This is a genomic window from Thermovenabulum sp., assembly GCF_049701175.1.
In the GTDB taxonomy this organism is placed as follows: domain Bacteria; phylum Bacillota; class Thermosediminibacteria; order Thermosediminibacterales; family Thermosediminibacteraceae; genus Thermovenabulum.
This window is the reverse complement of the sequence record NZ_JBNATW010000023.1, coordinates 27,904-41,420: the sequence shown is the minus strand read 5'-3', so window position 1 is coordinate 41,420 and position 13,517 is coordinate 27,904. Positions and strand designations below refer to the sequence as shown.

General features: G+C 37.5%; 15 protein-coding genes. 14 read left to right on the top strand and 1 reads right to left on the bottom strand.

The window, feature by feature from the left end:
* The first annotated feature begins 155 nt into the window (after positions 1-155).
* The 3 genes from ACPLVF_RS08810 (at position 156) to ACPLVF_RS08800 (ending at position 2,002) form a co-directional block, all read left to right on the top strand.
* Entirely contained in the window at positions 156-293 is a 138-nt protein-coding gene (locus ACPLVF_RS08810; protein ID WP_424907461.1) for a hypothetical protein, read from the top strand.
* A gap of 63 nt (positions 294-356) precedes the next feature.
* Positions 357-1,739, top strand: a complete 1,383-nt coding sequence (locus ACPLVF_RS08805; protein WP_424907460.1) for a glycine--tRNA ligase — start codon at positions 357-359, stop codon at positions 1,737-1,739.
* 113 nt (positions 1,740-1,852) lie between these two features.
* On the top strand, positions 1,853-2,002 hold the full coding sequence (locus tag ACPLVF_RS08800) for a hypothetical protein (RefSeq protein ID WP_424907459.1): 150 nt from the start codon (positions 1,853-1,855) through the stop codon (positions 2,000-2,002).
* A gap of 43 nt (positions 2,003-2,045) precedes the next feature.
* Here ACPLVF_RS08800 and ACPLVF_RS08795 read toward each other — a convergent pair whose 3' ends face one another.
* Entirely contained in the window at positions 2,046-3,404 is a 1,359-nt protein-coding gene (locus ACPLVF_RS08795) for a phosphomannomutase/phosphoglucomutase (protein ID WP_424907458.1), read from the bottom strand.
* A gap of 236 nt (positions 3,405-3,640) precedes the next feature.
* Here ACPLVF_RS08795 and ACPLVF_RS08790 point away from each other — a divergent pair, with 236 nt between their 5' ends.
* From ACPLVF_RS08790 to ACPLVF_RS08740, 11 genes are all read left to right on the top strand, one after another.
* The gene (locus tag ACPLVF_RS08790) at positions 3,641-4,279 is read left to right on the top strand and encodes a thiamine diphosphokinase (protein ID WP_424907457.1); all 639 of its coding nucleotides are present in this window, start codon (positions 3,641-3,643) and stop codon (positions 4,277-4,279) included.
* Positions 4,280-4,345: 66 nt separating this feature from the next.
* Positions 4,346-6,055 carry a sigma 54-interacting transcriptional regulator gene (locus ACPLVF_RS08785; RefSeq protein ID WP_424907456.1) on the top strand — a complete coding sequence of 570 codons (1,710 nt, stop codon included), beginning with the start codon at positions 4,346-4,348 and terminating at the stop codon, positions 6,053-6,055.
* Positions 6,056-6,205: 150 nt separating this feature from the next.
* Positions 6,206-7,105 (top strand): bifunctional enoyl-CoA hydratase/phosphate acetyltransferase, encoded by a 900-nt coding sequence (locus tag ACPLVF_RS08780; RefSeq protein WP_424907455.1) that lies wholly within the window; start codon positions 6,206-6,208, stop codon positions 7,103-7,105.
* Positions 7,106-7,133: 28 nt separating this feature from the next.
* On the top strand, positions 7,134-8,174 hold the full coding sequence (locus tag ACPLVF_RS08775) for a Glu/Leu/Phe/Val family dehydrogenase (protein WP_424907454.1): 1,041 nt from the start codon (positions 7,134-7,136) through the stop codon (positions 8,172-8,174).
* A 17-nt stretch (positions 8,175-8,191) separates the two neighbouring features.
* Positions 8,192-9,262: a butyrate kinase gene (buk, locus tag ACPLVF_RS08770; RefSeq protein ID WP_424907453.1), complete on the top strand. Its 1,071-nt coding sequence runs from the start codon at positions 8,192-8,194 to the stop codon at positions 9,260-9,262.
* A gap of 27 nt (positions 9,263-9,289) precedes the next feature.
* Positions 9,290-9,508: a 4Fe-4S binding protein gene (locus tag ACPLVF_RS08765; RefSeq protein WP_424907452.1), complete on the top strand. Its 219-nt coding sequence runs from the start codon at positions 9,290-9,292 to the stop codon at positions 9,506-9,508.
* Between the two features lies 1 nt (position 9,509).
* Positions 9,510-10,565: a 3-methyl-2-oxobutanoate dehydrogenase subunit VorB gene (locus ACPLVF_RS08760; protein ID WP_424907451.1), complete on the top strand. Its 1,056-nt coding sequence runs from the start codon at positions 9,510-9,512 to the stop codon at positions 10,563-10,565.
* Positions 10,565-11,311 carry a thiamine pyrophosphate-dependent enzyme gene (locus ACPLVF_RS08755; protein ID WP_424907450.1) on the top strand — a complete coding sequence of 249 codons (747 nt, stop codon included), beginning with the start codon at positions 10,565-10,567 and terminating at the stop codon, positions 11,309-11,311. Before ACPLVF_RS08760 ends, ACPLVF_RS08755 begins: the two co-directional genes overlap by 1 nt.
* Positions 11,311-11,847, top strand: coding sequence for a 2-oxoacid:acceptor oxidoreductase family protein (locus ACPLVF_RS08750; RefSeq protein ID WP_424907449.1), 537 nt, complete (start codon positions 11,311-11,313; stop codon positions 11,845-11,847). The genes ACPLVF_RS08755 and ACPLVF_RS08750 overlap by 1 nt, the downstream gene beginning before the upstream one ends.
* Before the next feature lie 189 nt (positions 11,848-12,036).
* On the top strand, positions 12,037-12,984 hold the full coding sequence (locus ACPLVF_RS08745) for a P1 family peptidase (RefSeq protein ID WP_424907448.1): 948 nt from the start codon (positions 12,037-12,039) through the stop codon (positions 12,982-12,984).
* Between the two features lie 57 nt (positions 12,985-13,041).
* Positions 13,042-13,512 carry an HAD family hydrolase gene (locus tag ACPLVF_RS08740; RefSeq protein ID WP_424907447.1) on the top strand — a complete coding sequence of 157 codons (471 nt, stop codon included), beginning with the start codon at positions 13,042-13,044 and terminating at the stop codon, positions 13,510-13,512.
* Positions 13,513-13,517 lie beyond the last annotated feature (5 nt).

Genomic DNA, 13,517 nt, shown 5'->3' with positions numbered 1-13,517 from the left:
CTTGTGGTGAGATGGTGAGTTTTAAAAAAACCTAAAAATACTTGACGCGATCAATTATTAGCTAAAGATTGCGAAGTTTAAGACTTCGTGCTATAATATACTAAACTTTACTTTCTTCGGTAAAGTGCCTTTTCCCTGCCTAAAGCGAGCGAAGGATGGTGGAAGCTTCGCGGCACAAAAGGCATGTGGCAGCCGAAGATGCATTGACTATTATTTTTATAACATCTCTACTCTTAAAAGTGGCAGGAGATATTCCTGCAACTAGGGTGGAACCGTCCGAAAAGGACCCCTAGGCCTTCTACAGGTCTTGGGGTTTTAATTTTTATTAAAAAAATCTTTGTAGAAAGGGGTTTAATATGGCTGAAACAGGAGAAAAACTAATGAATAAAATTGTATCTTTATGCAAGAGGAGGGGGTTTGTTTATCAGGGCTCGGAAATTTACGGAGGGCTTGCAAATACCTGGGATTACGGACCTTACGGAGTAGAGCTTAAGCAAAACATTAAAAGGTATTGGTGGAAAAAGGTAGTGCATGAGAGGGACGATGTGGTTGGTCTTGACAGTGCTATTCTTATGCACCCGAAGGTATGGGAAGCATCAGGGCATGTTGCGGGGTTCAACGATGCTCTTATTGACTGTAAAAATTGTAAATCTCGTTTTAGAGCTGATCATCTAATAGAAGAGACCTTAGGACTTCATGTAGAAGGAAAAAGTGTAAAGGAATTATCGGAAATTGTGCATGAAAACAAGATAAAATGTCCTGTTTGCGGTGCTGTCGATTGGACTGATGCAAGGGTATTTAACCTGATGTTTAAAACCCATCAGGGTGTTACTGAAGATTCAAGTTCTATTGTATATTTAAGGCCCGAAACAGCTCAGGGAATATTTGTAAATTTTAAGAATGTTGTAGATACGTGCAGGGTAAAACTTCCTTTCGGTATTGCTCAAATCGGCAAGGCTTTTAGAAATGAGATTACCCCGGGTAATTTCATATTTAGGACAAGGGAATTTGAACAAATGGAATTAGAATTTTTTGTAAAGCCCGGAGAAGACATGGAATGGTTTGACTACTGGAGAAATTTTACTATAGAGTTTTTTACATCCATAGGTGTTAAAAAAGAAAATTTGAGACTTCGGGACCACTCACCTGAAGAATTATCCCATTATTCTAAAGCAACCACCGACTTGGAATACAATTTCCCCTTTGGTTGGGGAGAGCTCTGGGGAGTAGCTAATAGAACAGATTTTGACTTATCAAGACATATTGAGTATTCGGGTAAATCTCTAACATATTTTGACCAGGAAGAACAAAAACACATTGTTCCGTATGTTATAGAACCTTCCTTGGGTGTAGACAGGGCAATGCTTGCTATCCTTTGTGATGCCTATCGGGAAGAAATTGTTGAAGGAGAGACAAGGGTTGTATTAGGGCTTCATCCGGTAATGGCACCTGTGAAATGTGCTGTATTACCACTCTTAAAGAAGGAACCCTTGGAAGAATTGGCAAGAAGGATTTACCGTGACTTAAAGAAGTATTATACGGTAGAGTATGACAATTCAGGGAGCATCGGCAAAAGGTATAGAAGGCAGGATGAAATTGGCACACCTTACTGCATCACTGTAGATTATGAGAGTTTAAACGACAATAAAGTTACAGTAAGAGATAGGGATACAATGCTTCAGGACAGAATAGAAATCAGCAGAGTAAAGGATTATTTGGAAGAGAAATTGAGGATATAAATTTGAATATAGAAAATTAATCCCCTTAAATTTAAACTACCTCGAAGAAAATCGCATAAAATGAATATTAAATGCCCACTCTATTAATGAAATAAATTAGGAGTGGGCAATTTATGTACTATTTTAGGTTTGACGGGAATATCTTGGATTTCACTAATGGACCCGCGACTGATAAAATAATGAAGTTGGCAAATAACTACTTTTACATACAGCTTCCCATACCAGACCCCCTTACATGGAATTACCTGAATTTCAGGTATTAATATTACAAAATAAATGCCGCTTTAAAAGCGGCATTTAAAATGTTTAAAAAACCTTTAAGGGGAAAAGTGCCCTTTTTATTTCTTCCTTTATTTTTTCTAAGCCTTCCTGGGTTTTGGATTCACACCTTACTATAATTTCCGGTCCCGTATTTGATGCTCTTACCAGTCCCCATCCGTCGGGGAAAATAACCCGTGCGCCGTCGATATCTATTATTTCGTATTTTTCTTTGAAATAATTTTTTACTTCTTCAACTTTGTTGAATTTTTCTTGGTCTGAACAGTGTACCCTTATTTCCGGGGTTGAGTAATATTTCGGGACGTCGCTTAATAGCTCGGAAAGTTTTTTGTCAGTATTTGAGAGGATCCTTAACAACCTTGCTGCAGCATATAAAGCATCGTCAAAACCGTAATATTCATCGGCGAAAAACATATGTCCGGACATTTCGCCGGTAAAAACTGCCCCTATTTCTTTCATCTTTGCTTTAATAAGGGAATGCCCTGTTTTATAAAATATTGGATTACCGCCCAATTTTTTTATTTCATCCACAAGGGCTTGCGAGCATTTTACTTCTACAATTGCGGTGGCATTGGGATGTTTTGGCAGGATTTCCCTCCAAAAAAGTATCATCAACATATCTCCCCAAATTATTTGCCCCTTATCATCTACTACACCGATTCTATCTCCATCACCGTCAAAACCTATCCCGAGATCTAAATTGCCTTTTAATACCAGTTGCCTTAAATCCTTCATATTTTCTGGTTTAACGGGATCAGGAAAATGATTTGGGAAGTGCGGATTAGAGTCGCAGTATAAAGGATATACCTGGGCACCGAGTCGTGTAAAGAGTTTTTCTGCGATAAAAGAAGCAGTACCGTTTCCGCAGTCGATGGCGACCTTCAGCGGCCTTGAAAGTTTAATTCTGTCGGTTATTTCGTTAATATAGTCTTCTGTGGGATCAATAAAACTTAGAGCACCGTTTCCCTTTTCAAAATTTCCTTCTTCCATCAATTTTCTGATATACTGTATATCATCGCCGTAAAGGGTAGCATGCCCGAATGCTATTTTAAAACCGTTAAATTGGGGAGGATTATGGCTTGCAGTTACCATAATACCGGGGTTTATTTTGTAATAAACCCTTGAAAAATAAAATACAGGAGTAACAACCGTGCCCAAGTCAATTACATCACATCCCGTAGATAATAATCCATCTATTACAGCATTTTTTAAAACAGGAGATGATAGTCGATTGTCGCACCCTACAACTACTCTCTTTTCACCATTTCTTATAGAAAAACTACCGAAAGCTTTACCGAGAAAATATGCCACTTCTTCAGTCAATTCTTCACCTACAATTCCTCTTATATCGTATTGCCTAAAAATATTGGGATTGAATTTGTGCAATTTGTTCACCTCCAAAATAAATTATACCATAATTGGTAAATTTTATTATAGATAATATCATGAAACTGAAATTACTTTCATAGTTATTAAAGGACAATTTTTTGATAAATAAAAATTGCCAAAATAAAGGTTTTATAATTTTAAAAGAGTATAATAAACATTATAAGGTTAAATCTTAATAAATTTATAAAAAATATGATAAATTTAAAATAAGATGTGAAATGGGAGGAAACAGTATGAATGCTCTTATATTTGCTGGAGGAAATATAACCGATTATGATTTTATAGAAAAATACGAGGGTTTTTACGATATCATTATCTGTGCAGACAGCGGAGCTTTACATGCGTTGAATGCCGGATTAAAACCTGATTATTTAATTGGAGACATGGACTCTATTTCTGAAGATGTTATGGAAAGGGTAAAAAAATTAAATACTGAAATTATCTGTTATCCAAAAGAAAAGGATTTTACAGATACCGAACTTGCTTTGGAATATGCCTTAAAATTAGGCGTTAAAAGTGCGGTTATTTTAGCAGGGGTAGGAACAAGACCTGACCACAGCTTAGCCAATATTTTTTTGCTTGTGAGGTATTTAGAAAAAGGAATAGATTTAGTGATAGCAGATAGAGATTTTGAAATATTTGTTATAAGAGGTGAAAAAGAAATAAAAGGAGAAAAAGGGGAAGTACTTTCACTAATACCTTTAAAGGGAGATGCAGAAGAAATATACACCGAAGGTTTATATTATCCATTAAGAGGTGAATCGCTGTTATTTGGAACATCTCGAGGAATTAGTAATGTTTTCATTAAAGAAAAAGCTAAAATTAAGGTTGGGAGAGGGATTTTATTAGGGATTAAAATAAATTCTATTTAAAATTATAGCATAAAAATATTTATCTACTGAATTTTTAATAATTTATTAGGTAGAAGGTGTAATAAGATGGTTTCTTTGGACGTTTTTAGGGCTATTTTTGACGCTATTAATGAGGGCATTTTGGTAATTGATAATAATGAAAAAGTTATTATGCTGAATAATGCTGCGGCAAAAATAATAGGTGTAGAAAAAAAAGAGGCAGAAGGCAAAAACATTATTGATGTTTTACCAAATACGAGGCTTCCTGTAGTATTAAAGACAAAAACCCCTGAGTTAAATCAAATTCAGGAACTAAAAGATACTACAATAATAACAAGCCGTTTGCCCATTTTTGATGAAGAAGGAAATCTACAAGGTGCTGTAGCGATTTTTAGAGACATAAGCGAAGTAAAGCATTTGGCTGAAGAAATAACAAACCTAAAAGAGATTCGAACTTTGTTAGAAGCTATTATAAACTCAACTCAAGACGCCATTTCTGTTGTAGATGCTGAAGGTAAGGGTATTTTGATAAACAAAGCTTATACCAATTTAGTTGGGCTTACTAAGGAAGACATTATAGGCAAACCCGCAACGGTGGATATTGCGGAAGGAGAAAGCGTGCATTACAGGGTTTTGAAAACGAGAATGCCTATTAAAGGCGTACCTATGAAGGTGGGGCCAAATAAAAAAGAAGTAATTGTTCATGCTGCACCAATAATAGTGAACGAACAGCTAAAAGGCAGTGTAGCCGTTATTCACGATGTTTCAGAAATAAAAAGATTGACAGAAGAATTAGATATTGCAAAAAGAAAATTAAGGCACCTTGAAGCAAAATACACTTTTGAAGATATTATTGGCGAAAGCCCACTTATAAAAGAAGCAAAGGAAGCAGCTAAAAGCGTCGCACTTACGAATGCGACAATACTTTTAAGGGGAGAAAGCGGTACGGGTAAGGAGCTTTTTGCCCATGCTATTCATAACAGCAGCCAAAGAAGGCATAATCAATTTGTCAGGGTCAATTGCGCTGCATTGACGGACAGCTTATTGGGGAGCGAGCTTTTTGGCTATGCTGAAGGGGCTTTTACAGGGGCAAAAAAGGGTGGTAAAAAAGGCCTTTTTGAAGAAGCTGATGGAGGAACAATTTTTCTTGATGAAATAAGTGAAATAGGATTGAATCATCAGGCAATGCTTTTAAGGGTTTTAAATGAAAAGGAAATATTAAGGGTAGGGGAAAGCAAACCCATTCCTATAAATGTAAGGGTGATAGCTGCGACAAATGTAGATTTAGAGGAGGCTGTTGAGGAAGGAAAATTTCGAAAGGATTTATATTTTAGGATTAATGTTTTTCCTATTTACATTCCTCCTCTAAGGGAAAGAAAGGAAGATATCCCCTTACTTGTCGAACATTTTATAAAAAAATACAATCAGGAATACGGCAGAGCTGTAGAATCTATTGAAAAAAGCGCTTTGAATTCTTTGATGGATTACGATTGGCCGGGAAATATCAGGGAGTTGGAAAACGTCATAAGCCGTGCAATAATAAATATGAAAATAGGTGAATCCATTATCGAAAAAAGGCATCTTCCTGTGTTTGTAGGGGGATATTTTGAAGAAAAAATAAGGTTTTTACCTTATAAAAATTTAAACTTACCCTTAAAATCTTTACTTGAGGAAACGGAAAAAGAAGCTATAATAAATTCATTAAAATTAGCAGGCGGGAATAAACATGAAGCAGCAAAATTGCTCGGGATATCCGTTAGGAATCTATTTTATAAAATAAAAAAGTATGGGCTTTAGATGCAAAAAATATCATGCAATATTTTGCATTATTATTGAAAGTAATTGCATTTATTTTTTTAAACTATCTTTAGAAGGCTCAAGTTTTTGAGCCTTTTTATTTTTTTTGAATACGGTACAAAGTTTGCATAAATAATGTACCTGGTGGAGGTGATTTTTTTGAACAAGCTTGAGGAAATAAGAATTAAAGCAAAAAATTCTTCCAAAAGATTGATGGCTGTTATTAAGGCAGAAGATGAGGATGTTCTTAAAGCAGTCAAGAACACTTGCGAAGATGGGATTGTTGACGCTGTTTTAATAGGTAATACTGAAAAAATTAAATCTTTATTAGAGGAAATCGAATTTGATTTTAAAGGAGAAATAATAGATGAGGAGGATCCTATAAAAGCCTCTTTGACCGGTGTAGAGCTTGCAAAGGAGAAAAAGGTACAGGTTTTAATGAAAGGCCTAATTCAAACCAAAGATTTCTTAAAAGGGGTTCTTTCAGGTGATAAAGCATTAACGGGAGGAAGGCTTTTAAGCCATGTAGCAGTTTTTGAGGTAACCAGTTACCCAAAATTAATTATCGTTACAGATGCTGCAATGAACATTAATCCTGACTTAGGGCAAAAATACCAAATTATGAAGAATGCCTTACAGGTAACAAAAATTTTAGGAATAGAAATGCCAAAGGTGGCTTTGCTTTCAGCTGTTGAAAATGTTAATCCTTCTATTCCTTCTACCATTGATGCTGCAGTAATATCAAAAATGGCGGAAAGGGAAAAACTGAAGGCTTTAGTTGATGGTCCTCTTGCTCTGGATAATGCTATTTCAAAAGAGGCATGTGAACATAAAGGAATAACTTCTGTGGTAGGCGGAGACGCGGATATATTATTGGTACCCGAACTTGTAAGCGGAAATATTTTGTATAAATCTTTGGTATATTTTGCAAAGGCAAAGGTAGCAGGTGTAGTTGTAGGGGCAGAGGTGCCATTGGTGCTAACTTCGAGGGCTGATACCGATGAGTCTAAGGCTTATTCTATTTCACTTGCTGCTCTATTGGGCAAATAAAATTTAAAATTTTAAGGGGGTTTTAAAAATGGAACTTTTTAAAGTATTAGATCAGATGGAACATGAAGAGGTGGTTTTTTGTAATGATAAAGAAGCAGGGTTGAAAGCTATAATTGCTATTCACAATACCAATTTAGGCCCTGCACTGGGTGGCTGCCGCATGTGGAAATATGCAACAGAAGAAGATGCTATACGCGATGCTTTAAGGCTTTCAAGAGGAATGACCTACAAGAATGCCATGATGGAATTGCCCTTGGGTGGAGGAAAATCTGTAATTATTGGGGATCCAAGGAAGGAAAAAAGTGAAAAGCTTTTTAGGGCTTTTGGGAAGTTCGTAAATTCATTGGGAGGGAAATACATTACCGCTGAAGATGTGGGAACAAGCCCTGAAGATATGAAATATGTAGCTCAGGAAACATCTTATGTGGCAGGGCTTGATGGCAAAAGCGGAGACCCCTCACCTATAACAGCAAAAGGGGTATTTTTGGGGATAAAAGCCTGTACAGATTGGGTTTTTGGGCAAACCGATCTTAAAGGGATGGTAGTAGCCATTCAAGGCCTTGGCCATGTCGGTATGTCTCTTGCTAAACTTCTTTATGAAGCTGGTGCTGAACTCATTGTTACTGATATTTATGAAGATAGAATAAGAGAAGCCGAAAGAGAATTTAATGCTAAAGTGGTAAATCCTGATGAAATTTACGATGTAAAATGCGATGTTTTTTCACCATGCGCCTTAGGTGCGGTAATAAATGAAAATACTGTAGACCGATTAAATTGCAAAATTGTAGCAGGTGCGGCAAACAATCAGCTAAAGGATGAAAGTTTTGCAGAAAGGTTAGCAGAAAAGGATATTTTATATGCACCTGATTATGTAATAAATGGCGGTGGAGTTATAAATGTATCCATAGAAGTATCGGGAATTCCATATAGTATGGAGGTTGTAGAACAAAAACTTCAAATAATTCCAAAAAGATTAAGGGAAGTATTTACTATGGCAAAGGAAAAGGGTATAACTACAGCTAAAGCTGCGGATATAATTGCCGAAAGCAAATTTAAGAAAAAAGGTTAATTGTTCGGGGGGATTTTATGACTTTTGAGATACTTGCAATCAATCCCGGTTCTACTTCAACAAAAATAGCAGTCTTTAAAGATGAAGAACTAATGTTTGAAGAGAAAATATCCCATTCTACTGAGGAGTTAAGAGATTTTAAAACCATTTTTGACCAATACCCTTTTCGAAAAAGGATTATATTGGATGTGCTTCATAAAAGAAACTACAATATCAAAAATTTAAGTGCAGTGGTTGGGCGTGGGGGACTTATAAAACCTGTTGAAGGAGGAACCTATAAAGTAAACGAAAAAATGCTTGAAGATTTAAAAAAAGGTGTGCTTGGAGAACACGCTTCAAATTTAGGTGGAGTGCTAGCATATGAAATAGCTTCAGAAACAGGGATACCTTCTTTTATAGTAGACCCTGTGGTTGTTGATGAAATGGAGCCAATAGCAAAAATTACAGGAGTTCCTGAGATAAAAAGGAAGAGTATTTTTCATGCATTGAATCAAAAGGCTGTAGCAAAGAGATATGCTAAAAGTATAGGAAAAAGATATGAGGAGTTAAATCTCATAGTTGCCCATATGGGTGGCGGAATAACGGTAGGTGCTCATAAAAAAGGAAGAGTAGTTGATGTTAATAATGGACTTGATGGAGAAGGTCCGTTTTCACCGGAAAGGTCGGGGCAGCTTCCTGCATTGGATTTTGCAAAATTGATTTTAAGTAAAAATATGAACCTGGAAGAAATAAAAAAGATGATAGCAGGCAAGGGAGGACTTGTTGCATATTTTGGTACCAATGATGCTCGTGAAATAGGTAAAAGGATAGATGAAGGCAATGATGAAGCAAAATTGGTTTATGAGGCTATGGCATACAATATAGCAAAGGAAATAGGGGCTTGTGCGGCTGTTCTTTCAGGTAAAGTGGATGCAGTAATTTTAACCGGAGGTCTTGCTTATGACAGTAAGTTGGTAAACTGGATAAAGGAAAGGATTTCCTTTATTGCTCCTGTCGAAATCTTCCCCGGCGAAGATGAACTTAAGGCTTTAGCAGAGGGTGCATTAAGGGTATTAAGAGGGGAAGAAGCAGCTAAAGAATACTTTTAAAGTTTGGAAAAAGGAGGCAAAAGGAAGTTGAATAAGCTCATAATTGATAAAGACAGATGTAAGGGTTGTGGACTTTGCGTGAATGTGTGTCCAAAAAAAATCCTGTATTTACACCCTGAAGAGGTAAATGTACTGGGATACCATCCTGTGGCGGCAAAAGAAGGATGTATTGCGTGCGGCTTTTGTGCGACGGTTTGCCCTGATATAGTATTTTCTATCTATAAAGATGTAAAGGAGGGAGAATAAGTTGGAAAAGGTTCTGATGAAAGGCAATGAGGCATTAGCGGAGGCGGCGATAAGGGCAGGGTGCCAGTGCTTTTTTGGATACCCTATTACACCTCAAAGCGAGTTGCCGGCTTATCTTGCAAGGGAAATGCCCAAAAGGGGAGGGGTGTTTTTACAGGCTGAGAGCGAGGTTGCGGCAATTAACATGGTTTACGGCGCTGCAGGGGCCGGTGCAAGGGTTATGACTTCTTCTTCAAGCCCTGGAATTAGTTTAAAACAAGAAGGTATCTCTTACCTATGCGGTGCCGAACTTCCATGTGTAATTGTGAATATAATGAGAGGCGGTCCCGGGCTTGGAGATATTCAGCCTGCCCAGTCCGACTATTATCAAGCCACGAGGGGCGGTGGACACGGCGATTACAGGACTATAGTCCTTGCGCCTTCCTCGGTTCAGGAACTCGTAGATCTTGTTTATGATGCTTTTGACTTGGCGGACCTTTACAGAAACCCGGTGATGATTTTAGGGGACGGCATTTTGGGTCAAATGATGGAACCTGTTGTTTTCAAGGAGAGGCCAAAAAGAGAACTTCCACCAAAAGACTGGGCTACTACAGGAATGAAAGGAAGGAAACAAAATATTATAAATTCCTTATATCTTGACCCGGTTAAGTTAGAAGAACACAATTGGAAGTTGTACAGAAAATACAAAGAAATAGAAGAAAAAGAAGCAAGATACGAAATGGTAAATTGTGAGGATGCAGAGTATTTTGTTGTAGCCTACGGCATAGCGGCAAGAATCGCTCTTTCTGCTATAGAAATGGCAAGGGAAAAAGGTATAAAAGTTGGTTTAATAAGACCTATAACCCTTTGGCCTTATCCTGTTAAAGCATTTGAAGAAGTTATGCCGAGGGCAAAAGCCTTTTTAACCGTGGAACTTTCTCTCGGGCAAATGGTAGATGATGTCAAGCTTTCGGTAAATGGTAGAGCACCGGTATATTTTTACGGAAGGCCCGGAGGCATGGTGTTTACTGCAGAAGAAATATTAAGGGAAATTGAGAAGATGAGGGGGCAGGCTTAATGAAAGTGGTATTTGAAAGGCCGAAATCGCTTCAAGAAACGAAGACCCATTACTGCCCTGGTTGCGGGCACGGGGTTATTCATAGATTGGTAGCAGAAGTTATGGATGAGCTTGATATAAGAGAAAAAACCATAGGTGTAGCACCTGTAGGATGTTCTGTATTAGCTTACAACTACTTTAATTGCGATATGCAGCAAGCTGCACACGGTAGAGCACCGGCTGTTGCGACAGGTATAAAAAGAGTGCTTCCTGAAAATGTGGTGTTTACCTATCAAGGGGATGGCGACCTTGCAGCAATAGGGACTGCTGAGATTGTCCATGCGGCAGCAAGGGGAGAAAATATAACGGTTATATTTGTAAATAATGCCATTTACGGTATGACGGGCGGACAGATGGCGCCTACAACTTTAATAGGCCAAAAAACGGAAACATCACCTTACGGGCGCGATCCCAAAGTGGCAGGTTATCCGGTAAAAGTATGTGAAATGCTTTCCGTACTTGACGGCTCTGCTTATTTAGCAAGGGCTCAAGTTACGGATGTTAAGAATATTTTAAAAGCGAAAAGTTATATTAAAAAGGCTTTTGAAACTCAATTAAAAGAAAAAGGTTTCTCTCTTGTTGAAATCCTCTCACCCTGTCCTACAAATTGGGGTATGACACCTTCTAATGCAGTAGAATGGGTCAAAAATGAGATGACAAAAGTATTTCCTCCAGGGATATTTAAAGATTGGAAGGAGGATAATTAATGAAACTTGAAGTGATAATGGCAGGATTCGGAGGACAGGGCATAATGTTGATGGGAGAAATACTTGCCCATAGCGCCATGCTGGAAGGAAAAGAGGTGTCCTGGATCCCCTCTTACGGTCCGGAAATGAGGGGGGGCACTGCGAACTGCATGGTAGTAATATCCGATAAAAGGATACCTTCTCCAATAATATCCTCTCCGGATGTTTTGGTTGCAATGAATAAGCCTTCCATGGAAAAGTTTATGCCAACTGTTAAAAAAGGCGGTCTTACGGTATTAAATATGGATTTAATTGATAAGGTATTAGAGAGGGAAGATATTGAAAAGGTAAAGGTGAATGCAATAAAAATTGCTGATGAAATTGGAAATATAAAGGTAGCAAATATGGTGGCCTTAGGAGTAGTAGTAGGAAAGACTAATATTGTGAAACCTGAAACTATATTAAAGTCTATTGACTACTTCCTACCTGAACACAGAAAATCAATGTTTGAAATAAATGAAAAGGCATTTAGAAGAGGCTTGGAATTGGGAAAATAATGTATAAATTTAAAAAAGTGGTTCCTAACTTTTGAGGAACCACTTTTAATGTTCCTTAAAAACTTTTTTATAGTGTTTATTTTTTCTGCAAAATTTTTTTATTTTTTTATATCTGAAGAGATTCACTTGAAGGTATCGCTATTATAATTAAGAATAGTAATAAAATGATAATTTAGGGGAGGTTCAAAAATGGCACGGATAGGATTAAAGGGCATAAAGATTGGGCATGCAGAGGATAAAGAATCTGCAACCGGATGCAGTGTGATAATTATAGAAGAAGGTGCGGTATGCGGGGTAGAGGTAAGGGGTTCTGCTCCGGGAACAAGGGAAACGGACCTTTTAGAACCAATAAACCTGGTAGAGAAAGTTCATGCGGTTTTACTAAGCGGTGGAAGTGCCTTTGGACTTGATGCAGCCTGTGGTGTTATGAAATACTTAGAAGAAAAAAACATTGGCTTTAATACGGGTGATGCGGTGGTTCCTATCGTACCTGCTGCTGTAATATATGATTTAAATGTTGGCAGCTCAAAAATTCGGCCGGATTTTAAAATGGGGTATGAAGCCTGCTTAAAAGCTACTGATGAGGTGACTGAAGGAAGCGTAGGGGCGGGTACCGGGGCTACTGTAGGAAAATATATGGGTATTCAAAGGGCCATGAAGGGAGGGGTAGGTTTTTTTGATATTAAATTAAGGGATTTGTACATAGGAGCAATGATGGTTGTAAATTCTCTTGGAGATGTTTATGATTCCGAAAGCAATAGAATTGTGGCAGGGGCACTCAATGAACAAAAAACAGGTTTAGCAGGGTATGAAGAATATATAAACTCAGCAAAAAATAAAATATTTCCCGGGCAAAATACGACAATTGGGGTTGTGTTTACCAACGCAAAGTTAACAAAAGTTGAAGCAAAAAAGGTGGCACAAATGGCCCATGATGGTCTGGCAAGGGCGGTAAGGCCTGTTCATACAATGTATGATGGAGATACCATTTTTGTATTATCCTTAGGTGAAGTAACAGAAGATTTAAGTTTAATTGGTGAATTATCTGCAAGAGCGGTGGAAAAAGCTGTGGTGAATGCAGTGCTAAAAGCGGAAAGCCTCTGCGGTATTCCTTCATATAAAGATATTAAAATTTAGAGGAATTTTACATTTTATGGAGAATTACTTAATGTCAATTGTGTAGGAGGGTAAATTATGTTAGAAGTAGAAGTTCCGGGAGAAGGCATTTTAAATCTGAAATATTTGGTTCTCGACTACAACGGCACATTGGCTGAAGACGGGAAATGCGGTGAAAATGTAAAGGAATTAATCAAAAAAATTTCAGGAAAATTAGAGGTTTTTGTCCTTACCGCAGATACATACGGTACTGCGTATGAAGAACTAAAAAGTATTCCTGTAAATTTTTTCAAAGTTAATCCTTTGGATGGTGGGGAAGATAAAAAGAATTTCGTTGAAAAGTTGGGTGCAGAGTATGTGGCTTGTATAGGAAATGGAAAAAATGATGTTAAGATGCTAAGAATTTCAAAATTAAGCATTGCTGTAATTGGAAGGGAAGGGGCTTTTAAGGATGCTGTTTTAAATGCGGATATTGTTGTTTTTTCACCTGAGGATGCCCTAATGCTTTTATTAAACCCGAAGAGATTAATTGCTACTTTGAGAAAGTAGGGGAA